The organism is Mycobacterium sp. E3251 (assembly GCF_001666835.1).
Lineage (GTDB): Bacteria > Actinomycetota > Actinomycetes > Mycobacteriales > Mycobacteriaceae > Mycobacterium.
Map to the genome: position 1 here is coordinate 1 of NZ_LZJF01000087.1, position 15,906 is coordinate 15,906.

General features: G+C 68.0%; 18 protein-coding genes and 2 pseudogenes. 15 read left to right on the plus strand and 5 right to left on the minus strand.

Going from position 1 to position 15,906, the window contains the following annotated elements:
- Positions 1 to 90: pseudogene (locus A5697_RS27705) on the plus strand (glycerophosphodiester phosphodiesterase); the annotation flags it as partial.
- Positions 74 to 1,135 (plus strand): annotated as a pseudogene (locus tag A5697_RS12010) (LCP family protein); the annotation flags it as partial. The pseudogenes A5697_RS27705 and A5697_RS12010, both read left to right, overlap by 17 nt.
- Here A5697_RS12010 and A5697_RS12015 read toward each other — a convergent pair.
- Positions 1,132 to 1,947 (minus strand): glycerophosphodiester phosphodiesterase, encoded by an 816-nt coding sequence (locus tag A5697_RS12015; RefSeq protein WP_067944428.1) that lies wholly within the window; start codon positions 1,945 to 1,947, stop codon positions 1,132 to 1,134. The pseudogene A5697_RS12010 and the gene A5697_RS12015 sit on opposite strands and share 4 nt — an antisense overlap.
- Positions 1,944 to 2,984 carry a DUF4328 domain-containing protein gene (locus A5697_RS12020; RefSeq protein WP_082953351.1) on the minus strand — a complete coding sequence of 347 codons (1,041 nt, stop codon included), beginning with the start codon at positions 2,982 to 2,984 and terminating at the stop codon, positions 1,944 to 1,946. Before A5697_RS12020 ends, A5697_RS12015 begins: the two co-directional genes overlap by 4 nt.
- 437 nt (positions 2,985 to 3,421) lie before the next feature.
- Between A5697_RS12020 and A5697_RS28055 the strand changes: the two genes are divergently transcribed.
- The 9 genes from A5697_RS28055 (at position 3,422) to rraA (ending at position 9,097) form a co-directional block, all read left to right on the plus strand.
- Positions 3,422 to 3,577, plus strand: coding sequence for a hypothetical protein (locus A5697_RS28055; RefSeq protein ID WP_167385587.1), 156 nt, complete (start codon positions 3,422 to 3,424; stop codon positions 3,575 to 3,577).
- A 146-nt stretch (positions 3,578 to 3,723) separates the two neighbouring features.
- Positions 3,724 to 4,347, plus strand: a complete 624-nt coding sequence (locus tag A5697_RS12025) for a superoxide dismutase (protein WP_067944425.1) — start codon at positions 3,724 to 3,726, stop codon at positions 4,345 to 4,347.
- Positions 4,348 to 4,541: 194 nt separating this feature from the next.
- Positions 4,542 to 5,075, plus strand: coding sequence for a peptidase (locus A5697_RS12030; protein ID WP_065445986.1), 534 nt, complete (start codon positions 4,542 to 4,544; stop codon positions 5,073 to 5,075).
- A gap of 593 nt (positions 5,076 to 5,668) precedes the next feature.
- A complete protein-coding gene (locus tag A5697_RS12035; RefSeq protein WP_067944423.1) occupies positions 5,669 to 6,067 on the plus strand; it encodes a helix-turn-helix transcriptional regulator in 399 nt (132 codons plus the stop codon).
- A gap of 136 nt (positions 6,068 to 6,203) precedes the next feature.
- On the plus strand, positions 6,204 to 6,860 hold the full coding sequence (locus A5697_RS12040) for a DUF6474 family protein (RefSeq protein WP_068010564.1): 657 nt from the start codon (positions 6,204 to 6,206) through the stop codon (positions 6,858 to 6,860).
- 7 nt (positions 6,861 to 6,867) lie between these two features.
- Positions 6,868 to 7,560, plus strand: a complete 693-nt coding sequence (locus A5697_RS12045) for a YcnI family protein (protein WP_082953352.1) — start codon at positions 6,868 to 6,870, stop codon at positions 7,558 to 7,560.
- A complete protein-coding gene (locus A5697_RS12050; protein WP_068010569.1) occupies positions 7,557 to 8,054 on the plus strand; it encodes a copper resistance CopC family protein in 498 nt (165 codons plus the stop codon). Before A5697_RS12045 ends, A5697_RS12050 begins: the two co-directional genes overlap by 4 nt.
- Positions 8,055 to 8,150: 96 nt before the next feature.
- Positions 8,151 to 8,588, plus strand: coding sequence for a nucleoid-structuring protein H-NS (locus A5697_RS28745; RefSeq protein WP_068010571.1), 438 nt, complete (start codon positions 8,151 to 8,153; stop codon positions 8,586 to 8,588).
- A gap of 29 nt (positions 8,589 to 8,617) precedes the next feature.
- The gene (rraA, locus tag A5697_RS12060) at positions 8,618 to 9,097 is read left to right on the plus strand and encodes a ribonuclease E activity regulator RraA (RefSeq protein WP_067944415.1); all 480 of its coding nucleotides are present in this window, start codon (positions 8,618 to 8,620) and stop codon (positions 9,095 to 9,097) included.
- Here the strand turns inward: rraA and A5697_RS12065 are convergent.
- Positions 9,094 to 10,563, minus strand: coding sequence for an NAD(P)/FAD-dependent oxidoreductase (locus tag A5697_RS12065; RefSeq protein WP_068010573.1), 1,470 nt, complete (start codon positions 10,561 to 10,563; stop codon positions 9,094 to 9,096). The two genes, rraA and A5697_RS12065, sit on opposite strands and share 4 nt — an antisense overlap.
- Positions 10,564 to 10,639: 76 nt before the next feature.
- Here A5697_RS12065 and A5697_RS12070 point away from each other — a divergent pair, with 76 nt between their 5' ends.
- The 3 genes from A5697_RS12070 (at position 10,640) to A5697_RS12080 (ending at position 13,491) form a co-directional block, all read left to right on the plus strand.
- Positions 10,640 to 11,281 carry a TetR/AcrR family transcriptional regulator gene (locus A5697_RS12070; protein WP_068010574.1) on the plus strand — a complete coding sequence of 214 codons (642 nt, stop codon included), beginning with the start codon at positions 10,640 to 10,642 and terminating at the stop codon, positions 11,279 to 11,281.
- Positions 11,282 to 11,381: 100 nt separating this feature from the next.
- Positions 11,382 to 12,581 (plus strand): DNA polymerase IV, encoded by a 1,200-nt coding sequence (gene dinB / locus A5697_RS12075; RefSeq protein ID WP_068010576.1) that lies wholly within the window; start codon positions 11,382 to 11,384, stop codon positions 12,579 to 12,581.
- A 151-nt stretch (positions 12,582 to 12,732) separates the two neighbouring features.
- On the plus strand, positions 12,733 to 13,491 hold the full coding sequence (locus A5697_RS12080; protein WP_068010579.1) for a YoaK family protein: 759 nt from the start codon (positions 12,733 to 12,735) through the stop codon (positions 13,489 to 13,491).
- Between the two features lie 9 nt (positions 13,492 to 13,500).
- On the opposite strand, the gene A5697_RS12085 is transcribed toward A5697_RS12080, so the two are convergent.
- Together A5697_RS12085 and A5697_RS12090 are read right to left on the minus strand one after the other, a co-directional pair.
- Positions 13,501 to 14,508: a PHP domain-containing protein gene (locus A5697_RS12085; RefSeq protein WP_068010581.1), complete on the minus strand. Its 1,008-nt coding sequence runs from the start codon at positions 14,506 to 14,508 to the stop codon at positions 13,501 to 13,503.
- A gap of 25 nt (positions 14,509 to 14,533) precedes the next feature.
- Positions 14,534 to 14,962, minus strand: coding sequence for a hypothetical protein (locus tag A5697_RS12090; protein WP_068010583.1), 429 nt, complete (start codon positions 14,960 to 14,962; stop codon positions 14,534 to 14,536).
- 51 nt (positions 14,963 to 15,013) lie between these two features.
- On the opposite strand from A5697_RS12090, the gene A5697_RS12095 reads away from it, so the two are divergent.
- Positions 15,014 to 15,862 (plus strand): LLM class F420-dependent oxidoreductase, encoded by an 849-nt coding sequence (locus A5697_RS12095; protein WP_068010585.1) that lies wholly within the window; start codon positions 15,014 to 15,016, stop codon positions 15,860 to 15,862.
- Positions 15,863 to 15,906 lie beyond the last annotated feature (44 nt).

Genomic DNA, 15,906 nt, shown 5'->3' on the forward strand with positions numbered 1-15,906 from the left:
ACCAAGCACCCGGTGCGGTACGGCTCGCTGGTGGAGACGAAGCTGCTCGCGCTGTTGCACAGGTTCGGCATCGCCGCCCCCACCCCCGCCGCCTCGCGCGGTCGAACCGCCGCGCCCCCGACAACCACCCGGAGCTCCGCCGCGGCCCACCGCCCCGCGCACGCGCCGCAGCCGTGGCTGGCGCCGCCGGCTACGAGCGCTTGCGTCGGCCCTGGTGATCGGCGTGCTGCTGGCCGGCATCGGCGTCGCCTGCGGGGCCGTCTGGTTCGACAGCCGGCTGCACCGCGACGACATCCTGACCGACTACCCGGGGCGCCCCGGGCACGGCCGCGGGACGAACTGGTTGCTCGTCGGGTCGGATAGCCGCCAGGGTCTCAGCCCCGAGCAGCAGGAGGACCTGGCCACCGGCGGCGACATCGGCAGCAGCCGCACCGACACCATCCTGCTGGTACACCTGCCCGAGCTGTGGTCCGGCGGGCGGGTGACGATGGTGTCGATACCGCGCGACTCGTACGTCCCGATCCCCGGCCACGGTAAGGACAAGATCAACGCCGCCTTCGCGGTGGGCGGGGCGCCCCTGCTCGTGCAGACGGTCGAGCAGGCCACCGGGCTGCGCCTCGACCACTACGCCGAAATCGGATTCGGCGGATTCGCCGGCGTGGTCGACGCGCTGGGCGGGGTGACGGTGTGCCCGACGTCGCCGCTCAGCGACCCGTTGGCCGGCATCGACCTGCCGGCCGGTTGCCAAAAACTCAACGGCCGCAACGCCCTCGGGTACGTCAGGACGCGCGACACCCCCCGGGCGGACCTGGACCGGATGGTCAACCAGCGGCAGTTCGTCGCGGCGCTGCTGCACGCCGCCGCCAGTCCGGCGGTGTGGCTCAACCCCTGGCGCTGGTACTCCGTGCCGCGCGCGCTTGCCGATGCCCTGACCGTTGACCGCGGCGACCACGTGTGGGACCTGGCCCACCTGGGCTGGGGACTGCACGGCTCGCCCACCGCTATGACCGTCCCGATCGGGGAGTTCACCAGCGGTGACGCCGGATCGGTGGTGGTGTGGAACCACGACGAGGCCAGCCGGCTGTTCGAGGCGCTGGCGGCGGACGCCCCGGTGCCCACCACTCCTTCGGACTAACCGCCCGCGCGGCCGTTCTCCAGGTACGCCTTGGTGCGGCCCGGGTGGTGGGTGGCAAGCCAGGCCACCCCGACGTCGCGGCAGAAGTCGAGGTCTTCGTACTCGTCGACGTTCCAGCAGTACACCGCGCGACCCTGGGCGATCGCGCGATCCGCGAGTTGGGGATATTCCTTCAGCGTCGCCAGCGACGGGCCGACGGCGGTGGCGCCGACGGCGGTGGCCGCGCCGCTGGTCAGGTAGCGCGCGGTCCTGCCGAGTAGGACGGTCGGCAGCAGCGGCGCGGCTCGCCGGATGCGCCAGACCGCGGACGCCGAAAACGACATGACCACCGCACGAGACCGGTCGGCGGAGGCGGGCGCGGCGATGCCGAACCTGTGCAACAGCGCGAGCAGCTTCGTCTCCACCAGCGAGCCGTACCGCACCGGGTGCTTGGTCTCGATGAAGAGCTTCACCGGCCGGTGCCAATCCAGAACGAGGGAAACCAGGGCGTCCAGCGTCAACAAACTGGTGTCACCGTGCGTGCCGTCTTCACGCCAGCTGTCATGCCATGCGCCGTACTCGAGCTCACGCAGCTCGGCGAGGGTCATGGTGCTGACCAGGCCGGCCCCGGTCGAGGTCCGGTCGAGCCGGCGATCGTGTACGCACACCAAGTGGCCGTCGCGGGTCAGGCGCACGTCGCATTCGACGCCGTCGGCGCCCTCTTTGAGGGCGAGGTCGTAGGCGGCCAGCGTGTGTTCGGGCCGCGCGGCCGACGCGCCGCGGTGGGCAACCACAAAGGGGTGCCCGGCGAGCACCTCCTCGGCCCACGTCATACGCCTAATGCTGCCGCTTCCTGCCCCTCGAGCTCAACCGGACGTGCTGCCGGCGCGTCGGCGACGACGACCCAGCGGTGCGCGGGCCGTTCGACCGGTTTGCGTTCGAAGCCCTCGAAGACGCGGGCGGCCGCGGCCACCGTGAGCGCCGCGATCAGGTAGGCGAACACCATCGTGATGGTGTTGTTGGCGATGCCTTGAGCGTCCCTGGCGAAGCTGGTGACCATGGCGAATATGGAGACCAGGTAGCTGGCGACCCAGGCGATCCACCACTCGGCGATGGGTCGGCGTATCCGGGCATAGTGCTCTTCCAGGATCGCCAGCTCGATGACGTACACCGGCGCCCACAGCAGGTTCGCCAGCGGCACCACGCACCCGGCCCACAACGCCCGGGTGGACCGTGGCTCCGGCAGGCCGTGATGGGCGAACACGGCGGCGCGCCGCGCGATCAGCCAGCGGATCAGCATCGCCCCGGAGGTGAGCACCGCCACGATCGCGCCCACACTGGCCAGGATGCCGAGCCAATCCGCCCCGGCGGCCACCCACGAGTTCAGCAGGGTGTTCCGGTTGACGATCAGCAGCACGTATCGCACGACGTAGACCAAGGCGGCGATGCCGAGAACGAGCACGCTCACGAACAGCGTGGTGCGGATCGTCGCTGCCGACGGCGCGGCGTGCGCGGGCTTTTCGACTGCCACCGGCCCTTGCCCAACGCGATCGGCCAGGCCCCAACGCGGCATCACGGCATAACGCGGGGTGGGGCCGAGTGGACGCCTTAGGCGGCGGGTGGGCGGGGCGGCGCCGGGACGCACCGCTATCCAGCGAAAGCCCGGCGGTAGGCGCGGCGGGGTGCGCTGCCAGCCCCGAGAGCCGGATGATCGGTTCGTCGCCGCGGCGTTGGGTGGGCTCCAACTCCCGCCGGGCGCCGGCGCATCCGGCAGGGGCGCCATCAGCGCTCCCTGACAACGGGGACACCACGCGCGTTGCCGCTCGCGCACGTTCCACCGAGTGCCGCACTGGGAGCACACCTGGATCACCGGACTAGCGTAACCGCGCGACGATGCGCGCCGCGGGACGCTCAGCGACGGCCGCAGTAAGGCCGGTCGGCTATTACTCAGCTATCACGACCTATCCACAGTTTCCACAGGTTTATCCACATGGCCTCAGTGGGTAAGGGAAGCATTACTACAGCTTTACCGGCTAGCCGTGGTGCCATTGTGGATAACACCGCGGTATCGGAGACATGCCATCGACAGGTCAAAACCGTCGTTGAGCGAAATGGATTGCCTTGCTAAGCATCCGCGCGGCCGGCTACCGGTCGCGCCCTCGGGCCGGCTTTCGGCCGGGTCGCCCTCAACACGCAGCTCAGAGCGTCATTTTCCAAGCCCGCCCGGAAGCGCTATGATCGCCTTCGCGAAAATAGTTTGTGACTCACCTCACTACCCCGAGGTGAGGAGCGGGTGAAAGGCGATTAATGGCCACGCATTCGTTCGGTCCGGGATCACCGGCCCCCTCGAAGTCGTACTCCGGCTCGCCCGCGTGGAATCACAGTTACAGCGTCGCCGCACTGCGCGCCGGGCTGATCGCACTGGCGTTGCTGGCGGTCCTCGCCCTCATCGTTTTGTCTTGAACCGACGCTGAGCGGGTATCCCTTCGGAGCTCATAGCGGTCTTTCTTGCGGTCCGCGCAGTCATGGAGCAGGGTTGTCTACGGCTGGCCGCCGCGTGGTAGGCCCGCGCGAATGAGCGTAAGAAGACAACCGAAGAAAGGAACGCCGTGGCTGAATACACCCTGCCCGACCTGGACTGGGACTACGCAGCGTTGGAACCGCACATCTCGGGTCAGATCAACGAGATTCATCACACTAAGCACCACGCCACGTACGTCAAGGGCGTGAACGACGCCGTTTCCAAACTGGAAGAGGCACGCGCCAACGACGACCACGCTGCGATCTTCCTGAACGAAAAGAACCTGGCGTTCCACCTCGGCGGCCACGTCAACCACTCGATCTGGTGGAAGAACCTGTCGCCGGACGGCGGCGATAAGCCGACCGGGGAACTGGCGGCCGCGATCGACGACGCGTTCGGATCGTTCGACAAGTTCCGCGCCCAGTTCAGCGCGGCCGCCAACGGCCTCCAGGGTTCGGGCTGGGCAGTGCTGGGCTACGACACGCTCGGCAGCCGGCTGCTCACCTTCCAGCTGTACGACCAGCAGGCCAACGTCCCCCTCGGAATCATTCCGCTGCTGCAGGTCGACATGTGGGAGCACGCTTTCTACCTGCAGTACAAGAACGTCAAGGCGGACTACGTCAAGGCGTTCTGGAACGTCGTCAACTGGGCCGACGTACAGAAGCGCTACGAGGCCGCCACGTCGAAAACGGGCGGGCTGATCTTCGGCTGAGTCCATTTCGGTCGGCAGGGGCGTCGCGCGGTTTGCGCGGCGCCCCTTTCGTTTGCCCGGTCGCGAACCGGGCACTCCGGAAACATGTGCGCCACTGGCCGTGTCGGGTTGCACGGCGCCGAACCCGCGGGCATGCTGAATTATTCGAGCTACCAGTGTGGTTAATCGGACGGAGGCGTCGCGCGGAGGTCGAAATGGAGACTGGGTCTGACCGCCCGATAGGGGTTTCCCCTTTCCATGCTCGTGGTGCCCTGAAAGGGTTTGTGATCTCTGGCCGTTGGCCCGATTCGACCAAAGAGTGGGCCCAGTTGCTGATGGTCGCGGTCAGGGTCGCGTCATTACCCGGATTACTCTCCACCACAACGGTTTTCGGCGCGCGCGAGGAGTTGCCCGAGGAACCCGAGCCGGGGACTGTCGGCCTGGTACTCGCCGAGGGCACGGTCTTCGGTGACTCGGCGATCCAGCCAGGCTATTTCGCCGACCATCAGCCCCCCGCGCTGCTGATGCTGCATCCGCCCTCGGAGACCACCCCGTCGTTGCCGGAATGCAGCGGGGCGGCATCCGGATGCGTCCTGCTTCCAGGTTTGCCGTACCTGGGACTCGAACACCGGGCCGCCTGGGTGGAAGCGGAGGCCGACGGCACCATCACCTCCATGGTGAGCCGCGTCGGCGTCGACCCCATCAGCCATCCTGATACCGCAATCCTGGCGATGCTGCTCGCGGCATGAGCGTTTAGCCCGGCGCCCGCACCGAAAAATCGGACCGCCGAATTCGGTCGCTTTCTCGTCGAGCCCGTCATTGATTCCAGACAGCGACGGGCGGCGCGCTCCCGTCGGTTCCCGGGTTCCGCGCCGGCGGCTCGGCCCATGACGATTGGGCGATAGGCCTGGCTACGGACGGCCTGCCGCGACGGCCAACGGACCGCGTTTCGCATTTCGGATAGCTCCACGAGCGGCGGTTTCCGGCCTCGGAGCGCGTCCGGCAGCAAATAAGGCGTTAAGCAATCATAAATTGCTGCCCGGTTGCGGTGCGACCGCCCAGCACGTTTCCATCCTACCCCCCGCCGAACCAAGCGGGGTCGCCCCGCCACCTACGGCGTCGAGCCGAATTCTGCGGATAACCTGTGAGTTTCGCTGATTTAGTGGACACCCCAGCGAATCAGTTAGACGCTCGTCAAGTGTGGCATCGGCAAGCCCCAGCTACGCCTGGACCGAAACCTTGGGGGTTTGCACCTAGTTAGGGGAACCAACCCTCGCTACCATGATCAGCAAATACACCTAGGTAATAGTTCACTTCTACAGCCAAGTGGAGGTCATATCCAATGAGCACGACGTTCGCTGCTCGCCTGAACCGCCTGTTCGACACGGTGTATCCCCCGGGACGCGGGCCGCACACCTCCGCGGAAGTGATCGCGGCGCTCAAGGCGGAAGGCATCACGATGTCGGCTCCGTACCTGTCGCAGTTGCGTTCGGGGAACCGCACCAACCCGTCGTCGGCGACAATGGCCGCACTGGCCAACTTCTTCCGCATCAAGCCGGCCTACTTCACCGACGACGAGTACTACGAGAAGCTCGATCAGGAGTTGTCGATCCTGGCGACGATGCGCGACGACGGTGTGCGCCGCATTGCCGTGCGCGCCTCCGAGTTGTCCCCCGAGGCCCAACACGAGGTCATGCAGCGGGTCAACGAGCTGCGCCGCGCGGAACACCTGGACGTCTAGCGAACGCCCGGGCTGATAACCGGTTGGCCCGGGGCCGACCTGGAGGGCTTGCGCCCGCCCATTCCGATTAGGGTTGGCTCACGGATCGCGCACGCGCGAAAGCGATAGCCACGAGAGACCGGGGAGGCGGCCGGGAATGGCCCTGTTCCGCAAGCGAAAGAGTCGCGCGACGCGTCGCGCCGAAGCCCGTGCGATCAAGGCCCGCGCGAAGCTGGAGGCCAAGCTGGCCGCCCGAAACGAGACTCGCCGATACAAGGCCGCCCACCGCGCGGAGGCCAAAGCGCTCAGGGCGCAGATCAAGGCCCAACGGGACAGCGACCGCAACGCCCTGAAAGTGGCCGAGACCCAACTCAAAGCCGCGCGCGAGGGCAAGGTCTTCTCGCCGACGCGAATCCGCCGGGCGCTCACGGTGTCCCGGCTGCTCGCGCCGATCCTCACTCCAGTCATCTACCGCGCCGCGATCTCGGCCCGCGCGCTGATCGACCAGCGCCGCGCGGACCAGCTCGGGATCCCGCTGGCCCAGATCGGGCAGTTCTCCGGCCACGGCGCGCAGCTGTCCGCCCGGATCGCCGGAGCGGAGAAGTCTCTGCGCACCGTGCAGGAAAAGAAGCCCAAGGACGCCGAGACCAAGCAGTTCGCGTCGGCCATCACCGAGCGGCTCACCGATCTGGCTGCGGCCGTCACCGCCGCCGAGAACATGCCGGCCGCGCGGCGCCGGGCGGCCCACGCCGCGATCTCGTCGCAGCTCGACGGCATCGAGGCGGACCTGATGGCCCGGCTCGGGTTGAGCTGACCAACCAATGGGGTTGCCCGGCATCTCGACCCGCGCGCGGCGGGCGGCGCGCCTCCCGGTCGCGGTGGTGGCTGCCGCCGGCCTCTATCTGGGCTCGGCGGCGCAGCTCCCCGCGGCGTGGGCGCACGTGCACGCCAGCAGCGACAATGCGGCGCGAGGCGCCATGGCGGTCGTCACCTTTCAGGTGCCCAACGAATCGAACACCGGCGCGGTGACCACCGCGCTGAGCGTCGCCCTGCCCGACGTGGCCTCGGCGCGCACCGAGAGCATGCCGGGATGGACGACCAAGCTCGACCGCGACGCGGCGTCGGGCGCGGTGCACTCGGTGACGTGGACGGCCGCGCCGGGCGCCGGCATCGGGGTGGATCAATTCGCCCTGTTCCGGATATCGGTGAAGTTGCCCGACACGGAGACCGTCAGCTTCCCGGCCACACAGACCTATTCCGACGGCACGGTCGTGAAGTGGGACCAGCCGCCGCGGCCCGGCGGCGGTGAGCCGGAATACCCGGTGCCCACGCTGACGCTTGGCGGGGGACCGATAGCGTCCCACGGCCATCAGCCGCCTTCGGCCTCGCCCGCCGACCAGGCCGCGCCGCCACGGCCGAGATCCGCGGACAACACCGCCCGGCTGTTGGGCGGTGCCGCCCTGGTGGTGGCCGCGCTGGGTATCTGCCTGGCGCTGATCCGCCGACGGGCATGATGCGGCTGGCGATCGCCGCGTGCGTCGGTGCCCTCCTGGCGATCGCACCGCTGACCGCTCCGTTGGCGTCGGCGCACGCAGCCCGGGTGGCCACCGATCCGGCGGACAACGCGGTCCTCGCCACCGGTCCCGAACGGGTGAGCGCCACCTTCAACGAACAGCTGCAGAGCACTTTCGCGGCCATGATCGTCGTCGGGCCCGACGGCAACGTGTGGTCCACCGGAGACCCGACCGTGCGTGGCGCGGTGGTCGGCATCGACCTGCGGCCGCTGGGGCCGGCCGGCGTCTACACGGTGAATTACCGGGTCACCTCCGCGGACGGCCACGCGGTCTCCGGATCCTGGTCGTTTCGGCTGACGGTGCCGGGCACCGGCACGCCAGGGCCCCCGGCCGCCGGGGATCGCGGCTCGGATGTCCCGGTCTGGCCGTTCGTCGTGGTGGCGGCGGTGCTTGTGGGCGGGGGCGCCCTGTGGGTGGTGCGGCGCAGACCGTGACCGGCGGCGGAGGCGGCCGCGCTCGTGCTGGCATGATGGGTTCGAAGAACCCGCGTGGGCTAGAAACTACTGAAATATTGCTCGAGGAGCGGCCGCATGGCAGACCCGCAGGATCAACCCGACAGCGAACCCGACGGCGCGTCGACCCCGCCGCCGGAGAAGAAGCCCCCGGCCAAGGCCGCGAAGAAGGTCGCGAAAGCACCCGCCAAGAAAGCGCCCGCGAAGAAGGCACCCGCCAAAAAGGCACCCGCCAAAAAGGCACCCGCGAAGAAGGCACCGGCGAAGAAGGCTCCCGCCAAGGCCGCCGAGCCACCCCTCGAGGTGCGGCAACGAATCGAAACCAACGGCGACCTCGCGGCCGCCGCCAAAGACGTAGCGGCGCAAGCGAAATCCACTGTGGACGCCGCCAATAACCCGGTTTCTCCCAACGCCCCGGCAGCGGCGGCCCTGACCCAGTCTCCGGTCCCGTTGATCGTCGCCCTGGCCGTCAGCCTCCTGGCGATCCTGTTGATCCGGCAGCTGCGCCGCCGCTGATCGCCGCCGTAGCCGCTACCGTGTCAGACGTGACCGTGTCATTCCAGCCGACCGCCGACCTCGTCGACGATATCGGGCCCGACGTACGCAGTTGCGACGTCCAATTCCGCCAGTTCGGTGGCCGCCCCCAATTCGCCGGACCCGTCAGCACGGTCCGCTGCTTCGAAGACAACGCGTTGCTGAAATCGGTTCTCTCGCAGCCGAGTGCGGGCGGGATACTGGTCATCGACGGCGGCGGCTCGCTGCACGCGGCCCTGGTCGGCGACGTCATCGCCGAGCTGGCCCGCTCCAACGGCTGGGCCGGGCTCGTCGTCAACGGCGCGGTGCGCGATGCCGCAGCGCTACGCGGGCTCGACATCGGTATCAAGGCGCTGGGCACCAACCCCCGGAAGAGCACCAAGACGGGCGCCGGGGAGCGCGACGTCGAGGTCACGCTGGGCGGCGTGACGTTCGTCCCCGGCGACATCGCCTACTGCGACGACGACGGCATCGTCGTCGTAAATCCCTAAACCGCTACCGGCGCACGCTTTTTCGCGAAGTGCAGGCCCTCATCGGCAACCTTGCCGCGCCGAATCGTGCGCATGTCGAAGAAGTAGTTCTGCTTCAGCCGCCACGGCGCGCGCGACCCTGACTTGGGCAGCATGTCCATCGCCCGCTGGAAATAGCCGGGGCTGAAGTCCATGAAAGGCAGCTCGTCGACGTCCGGGCCGGGATGCTGCGGCTCCACGAAGTCAAATCCGTTGTCGTCCATGTAGTTCAGCAACCGGCAGACGAATTCGGAGACCAGGTCGGCCTTCAGCGTCCATGACGCGTTGGTGTAGCCGAAGGTGATAGCGAAGTTCGGCACCCCGGAGAACATCAGGCCCTTGTAGGTCATCAACGACGTCAGCTCGATGGGCTGACCGTTCCGGGTGGGTCGCACCCCACCGAGCAACTGCATGTTCAAACCCGTTGCGGTGACGATGATGTCGGCCTGCAGCTCCTCCCCCGAGGTGAGCCTGATGCCGGTCTTGGTGAACCGGTCGATGGTGTCGGTGACCACGTCGGCCTTGCCGTGCCGGATGGTGCGGAAGAAGTCGCCGTCGGGGGCCAGGCACAGCCGCTGATCCCACACGTTGTACCGCGGCCCGAAGTGCTTTTCGACGTCGTAGCCCTGCGGCAGGCGGCGCTTGGCCATCGTCATCAACGTCTTGCGCATGTAGGCCGGACGCTTCCGGGACAGCTGGTACTGGAAGGTGCTGAACGCGATGGCTTTCCAGCGATTGGCGATGTGCGCCAGGCGGTCCGGCAGCAGTTGGTTGGCGCGTTCGGCGAACGGGTCGACCCCGGGCAACGAGCCGATGTAGGTGGGCGAGCGCTGCAGCATCGTGACGTGGCCCGAGCCCGAGTTCACCAGCGCCGGGATCAGCGTGATCGCGGTGGCGCCGGACCCGATGACGACGATCTTCTTGCCCGTGTAGTCGAGGTCCTCCGGCCAGTGCTGCGGATGGATGATGCGGCCCTCGAAGTCGTCGGCGCCGGGGAAGGTGGGCGAATATCCCTCGTCGTAGTTGTAGTAGCCGGTGCACGCGAACAGGAAGGAGCAGGTGAGCTCGCGCTGCTGCCCGTCGGACTCGACGGTCAGGGCCCAGCGGTTGTCGGCGTCCGACCAGTCGGCAGCCAGGACGCGCTGGCGGTAGCGGATGTGCCGGTCGATCTTGTTCTCGACCGCCGCTTCCCTGATGTAGGCCTTGATGTCGGGGCCGTCGGCGATCGATTTCGCCGACCGCCACGGCTTGAACCGGAAGCCGAGGGTGAACATGTCCGAGTCCGACCGGATGCCCGGGTATTTGAACAGGTCCCAGGTGCCGCCCAGGTCCTCGCGGCGTTCGAGGATCGCGTAGCTCTTGGTCGGGCAACGCTCCTGCAGGTGCCACGCCGCGCTGATGCCCGAGATGCCGGCGCCCACGATGATCACGTCAAGGTGCTCAGTCATGGGGCCACGTTATCAACGGCCTGTCGACGTAGTCAACAGGGTGTTGAAACTTTCGACACGGTGTAAAGTAACGGCCGTGACTAGCGCCGGCCAGACCCGTGCCCTGCGTGGCCGCCGTGCCATCCGCCCCTCGGGCGACGACCGTGAGCAGGCAATCCTGGCGACCGCCGAGCGGCTGCTCGAACAGCGCTCGTTCGCCGACATCTCGGTCGACGATCTGGCGAAGGGCGCGGGATTGTCGCGCCCGACGTTCTACTTCTATTTCAAGTCCAAGGACGCGGTGCTGCTGTCACTGCTGGAACCGGTGATCGCGCGGGCCGACTCCGAGTTCGACGGCGCGGTGCAGCGGCTGCCCGCGGATCCGCGCCGGGTGTGGCGCAACGGCATCAGGGCCTTCTTCACGGCGTTCAGCACGCACCGCCGGCTGGCGCGCGCCGCCACCGAAGCGCTGGCGACCAGCTCCGAGTTGCGCGTTGTGTGGTTGGGCTTCATGCAGAAGTGGATCGACCAGACGGCCGCGATGATCGCCGCCGAACGCGCACGCGGGGCCGCGCCGGAGACGATCCCGGCCGTGGACCTGGCCACCTCCCTGAACCAGATGAACGAGCGGACGATGATGGCCGCCCTGTCCGCCGAGACGCCGGCGGTGCACGAGGACCGGGTCGTCGACACCCTCACCCACATCTGGGTCACCAGCATCTACGGCGAATCCAGCTAGTGGCGATCGCAAGCGCGGCGTAGCCGGGCGATGGGGGCACCTCCCGCTTGCGGGGGACGGGTCGCCACCATCAAATCCCGTCACCGGCGCGTGCGAACATATGTTCGTGCGGTGCGATGCGTCCATCCTGCACGCGGACCTGGATTCGTTCTACGCGTCCGTCGAACAGCGCGACGACCCGACGTTGCGCGGCCGCCCGGTGATCGTCGGCGGCGGGGTCGTGCTCGCGGCCAGCTACGAGGCGAAGGCCTACGGCGTGCGGACCGCGATGGGCGGGGCGCAGGCGCGCCGGCTGTGCCCGCACGCCGTGGTGGTGCCGCCCCGGATGAGCGCCTACAGCCGCGCCAGTGAGGCCGTGTTCGAGGTGTTTCGCGACTGCACGCCGCTCGTGGAGCCGCTCTCGGTGGATGAGGCGTTTCTTGATGTCGGCGGGCTGCGCCGGGTTTCCGGGACGCCGGTTGAGATCGCCGGACGGCTGCGGGCCGACGTGCGCGACCGGGTCGGCCTGCCCATCACTGTGGGGATCGCCCGCACGAAGTTTCTCGCCAAGGTCGCCAGCCAGGAGGCCAAGCCGGACGGGCTACTGCTGGTGCAGCCCGACCAGGAGCTGACCTTCCTGCACCCGTTGCCGGTGCGGCGGCTGTGGGGCGTGGGCGCCAAGACGGCCGACAAACTCCACGCCCACGGACTCGTGACCGTCGCCGACGTCGCCGAGCTGAGCGAGTCGACTCTGGCCTCGCTGCTGGGAGGCGCCATGGGTCGCCAACTGTTCGCGCTGTCCCGCAACATCGACCGCCGCCGGGTGACCACCGGTGTGCGCCGTCGGTCGGTGGGCGCGCAACGGGCGCTGGGGCGCGCCGGCAACACCATGTCGGCCGCCGAGATCGACGCGGTGGTGGTCAACCTCATCGACCGGATCACCGGCCGGATGCGCGCCGCCGGGCGCACCGGCCGCACGGTGGTGCTGCGCCTGCGGTTCGACGACTTCGGGCGGGCGACGCGGTCACGGACGCTGCCATGGGCGACGTCCTCGACGCAACCGATCCTGGCCGCCGCGCGGCAGCTGGTTGCGTCGGCGGCACCCCTGATCTCGCAACGCGGGCTGACGCTGGTCGGCTTCGCGGTGTCGGGCATCGACCGCAGCGGCGCTCAGCAGTTGGCATTGCCATTTGACCGGGAATCGCCTGCGGTCGACGCCGCGGTCGACCGGGTTCGCCAGCGTTTCGGCAAATCCGCCCTCACCCGCGGGGTGTTGGTCGGCCGTGAACTGGGTATAGAGATGCCACACCTCCCCGACTGACGGGTTGAGCGTGTTTGCTCCAATCATTCTCTGCCACATGACTTTTGGATGATTTGAGGTTGATTTGAATCGGCTTCGCGGCCCGGTTTGTGGACGGCCCGGTTGTTAGGCTGACGAAGAACCCGACCTCGAAAGTGAGCAACTGAATCCGATGCCGCCGCCGCATCAAGCCCGCGACAGCGGCCCGCCCCGCGAGGGCTTCCTGCTCGGTTACAGCGCCCTGCTCGCCCTGTCCGCGGGCTTCGTCAACGCGGTGGCGCTGCTGATCTTGGCGTTGCCCGTCGGCAACCTGACCGCGATCACCACCCAGCTGGGCATGAACACGGCCAACCCGTGGCTTTATGAAGGCCACGTGCTCGGCGCGATCTTTGTGGGCTTCCTGACGGGAGCGACCATCGCCGGGGCGATCCTCGCACCCACCGATTCCCTCGCGGGCCCACGCCACGCCGCCGTGCTCTTCCTCGAGGCGGGGTTGCTTGTGCTCGCCGCCACCGGGGTCGAGGAGACCGTGGTCAAGGCACAAATCAACGCCCTGGGGATCGAGCAGACCGCGGTGCAGGCGCTGTTCGCCGCCGCAGCACTCGGCCTGCAAAACGGGATGACCTCAAGCTTCCGCGGAATGGCGATCCGCACCACGCACTTCACCGGAACCGTCACCGACCTGGGGCTGATTCTCGGCCGCAGCCGGCTGCATGGCATCAAGAGTTGGAAAGCCGCGATCCTGGCGACCACCCTCCTGCTATTCCTCGGCGGCGGCGTAGCCGGGATCGTGTTCGGCGCCGAATTGGGCGGCTACGCGTTGCTCATCCCCGCGGCGACCTGCGCGACCGTCGCCGCCGCGAATCTCCTACAGGGCGCCGGGCGCACCGAGGAACCGGTTCCCGAGCACGCTGAAGAGGTGCGGGTCTGAGCGACCGGCTCAATTCGAGCCCGTCCACTCCAGCAGCTTCTCGGCCGGCCAGGTGTTGACAATGCGTTCGACGGGCACGCCGTTGTCCAGGGCGCGCTGCGCGCCGTAGCCGAGAAAGTCCAGCTGGCCTGGCGCGTGCGCGTCGGTGTCGATGCTGAAGACGCACCCGATCTCCAGTGCCAGCTGGAGCAGCCGGGTCGGCGGGTCCCGGCGTTCGGGGCGCGAGTTGATCTCCACCGCGGTGCCGTGATCGCGGCAGGCGGCGAAAACCGCTTCGGCGTCGAACTTGGATTGGGGCCGGATGCCCCGGTTGCCGGAGACCAACCGGCCGGTGCAGTGGCCCAGCACGTCGGCGTGTGGATTGGAGACGGCGCGCACCATGCGCCGCGTCATCGCGGCGGCATCCATCGAAAGCTTCGAATGCACGCTGGCCACGACCACGTCGAGGCGCTCGAGCAGCTCGGGCTCCTGGTCGAGGCTGCCGTCCTCGAGGATGTCGACCTCGATGCCGGTGAGAATGCGCATCGGCGCGAACTGGTCGCGCAGCTTGTCGATGACGTCGAGCTGTGCGCGCAACCGTTCCGGCGAAAGCCCGTTGGCGATCGTCAGCCGCGGCGAGTGGTCGGTCAGCGCGCAGTATTCGTGCCCCAGCGCGGACGCGGTCGCCATCATCTCGTCGATCGGGGCCGACCCGTCCGACCAGTTCGAGTGCAGGTGCAAGTCGCCCCGTAGCGCCGCACGGATGTCGCCGCCACCGAGATCCTCGGCGGCGGAACGCAATTCGATGAGAAGCTCGGGTTCGTGACCGGACCAGGCCTGGTCGATGACCTTTGCGGTTTTCGGGCCGATGCCCGGCAGCGATTGCCAGCTGTTGGCCTGACCGTGGCGCTCGCGCGCCGCGTCGTCGAGGCCCTCGATGATGTCGGCGGCATTGCGGTACGCCATCACGCGCCTGGGATCCTGGCGGCTCCGGTCCTTGTAGTAAGCGATCTGCCGCAAGGCGGTTACCGGGTCCATGACTCCAGTGTGCCTGGCCAGGGTGTCAGAACTGTCCGGCGACGAAACCGGCGAGCAGCACGCTGAAGCCCCCGATCTCGCCGGCGATGAGCAAGGTCATGAAGAGTCCGGCTCCGGGCGCGGGATTCTCGAATTGGTTGACGGTGTCGCGTCGCGCCCCGTGTGCGATGTAACTGAGGATGGCGCCGACGAAGAAGAAGACGACCACGCCGGCCGCGGTCAGGTTGATCCACGTCGGCCAGGCGCTGAGCTCGACGAAGACGGCCAGCAGCAGCGTCGCGAAGGAGTAGAGCAACGCGGCCCGGTGCGCGATGTCGACATAGGGATGGGCGCGATGGTCGGCGGCGGCCATGATCTGCCGGTACTTCCACACCCCGAGGACCAGGGCAAGCAGGAAGATCAGCCCGGCCGCCAGCAGGGTGATCTTGGTGTCGACTCCGAGGGAATAGCTCATCGCGGCACCAAGTTTAGTTGCTCTTCATAAACATCGACTAACGTCGATTTCATGCGATTCGCCTTCAAGACCTCTCCCCAAAACACCACCTGGGCAGCCATGCTGGCCGTCTGGCAGGCCGCCGACGATATCGACGTCTACGAGTCCGGGTGGACGTTCGACCACTTCTACCCGATCTTCTCCGACGCCAGCGGGCCCTGCCTCGAGGGATGGACGACGCTGACCGCACTGGCGCAGGCGACCAAGCGGCTGCGGCTGGGAACTCTCGTCACGGGGATCCACTACCGCCACCCCGCCGTGCTGGCCAACATGGCCGCGGCGCTCGACATCATCTCGGACGGACGACTCGAGCTCGGGATCGGCGCCGGCTGGAACGAGGAGGAGTCGGGCGCCTACGGCATCGAGCTAGGCAGCATCCGGGAACGCTTCGATCGGTTCGAGGAGGCGTGCGAGGTCTTGACCAGCCTGCTCAGCCAGGAGACCACCGACTTCCACGGCAAGTACTACCAGCTCAAGGGCGCCCGCAACGAACCCAAGGGTGTGCAGCGTCCCCATCCGCCGATCTGCATCGGGGGCAGCGGGGAGAAACGAACGCTGCCGATCACCGCGCGCTACGCGCAGCACTGGAACTTCGTCGGCGGTCCGCCCGAGGAGTTCGCCCGCAAGCGCGACGTGCTGGCCGCGGAGTGCGAGAAGATCGGGCGCGACCCGAAGGAGATCACGCTGTCCGCCCATCTGCGCCTGGACGAGCAGCGCAACTACCAGAAGGTCATCGAAGAGGCCGCCGGCCTCGAAGCCGAAGGACTCGACCTGGGCATCGTGTACATCAACCCGCCGCATGACCCCGCCGTCTTGGAACCGCTCGCCGAGGCCATCCGCGATTCGGGGTTGCTCGATTGACGCGCCGGGTCCCCCGTTAGTCGCCCCGAGCAAACCTTTCCGAC

Coding starts and splice junctions, on each gene's coding strand:
- A5697_RS12065 (WP_068010573.1), bottom strand. CDS start 10,563: ATGACTGAGCACCTTGACGTGATCATCGTGGGCGCCGGCATCTCGGGC.
- A5697_RS12035 (WP_067944423.1), top strand. CDS start 5,669: ATGAGCACGACGTTCGCTGCTCGCCTGAACCGCCTGTTCGACACGGTG.
- A5697_RS28745 (WP_068010571.1), top strand. CDS start 8,151: ATGGCAGACCCGCAGGATCAACCCGACAGCGAACCCGACGGCGCGTCG.
- A5697_RS12030 (WP_065445986.1), top strand. CDS start 4,542: ATGGAGACTGGGTCTGACCGCCCGATAGGGGTTTCCCCTTTCCATGCT.
- A5697_RS12085 (WP_068010581.1), bottom strand. CDS start 14,508: ATGGACCCGGTAACCGCCTTGCGGCAGATCGCTTACTACAAGGACCGG.
- dinB (WP_068010576.1), top strand. CDS start 11,382: ATGTTCGTGCGGTGCGATGCGTCCATCCTGCACGCGGACCTGGATTCG.
- A5697_RS28055 (WP_167385587.1), top strand. CDS start 3,422: ATGGCCACGCATTCGTTCGGTCCGGGATCACCGGCCCCCTCGAAGTCG.
- A5697_RS12050 (WP_068010569.1), top strand. CDS start 7,557: ATGATGCGGCTGGCGATCGCCGCGTGCGTCGGTGCCCTCCTGGCGATC.
- A5697_RS12015 (WP_067944428.1), bottom strand. CDS start 1,947: ATGACGTGGGCCGAGGAGGTGCTCGCCGGGCACCCCTTTGTGGTTGCC.
- A5697_RS12090 (WP_068010583.1), bottom strand. CDS start 14,962: ATGAGCTATTCCCTCGGAGTCGACACCAAGATCACCCTGCTGGCGGCC.
- A5697_RS12080 (WP_068010579.1), top strand. CDS start 12,733: ATGCCGCCGCCGCATCAAGCCCGCGACAGCGGCCCGCCCCGCGAGGGC.
- A5697_RS12095 (WP_068010585.1), top strand. CDS start 15,014: ATGCGATTCGCCTTCAAGACCTCTCCCCAAAACACCACCTGGGCAGCC.
- A5697_RS12045 (WP_082953352.1), top strand. CDS start 6,868: ATGGGGTTGCCCGGCATCTCGACCCGCGCGCGGCGGGCGGCGCGCCTC.
- A5697_RS12040 (WP_068010564.1), top strand. CDS start 6,204: ATGGCCCTGTTCCGCAAGCGAAAGAGTCGCGCGACGCGTCGCGCCGAA.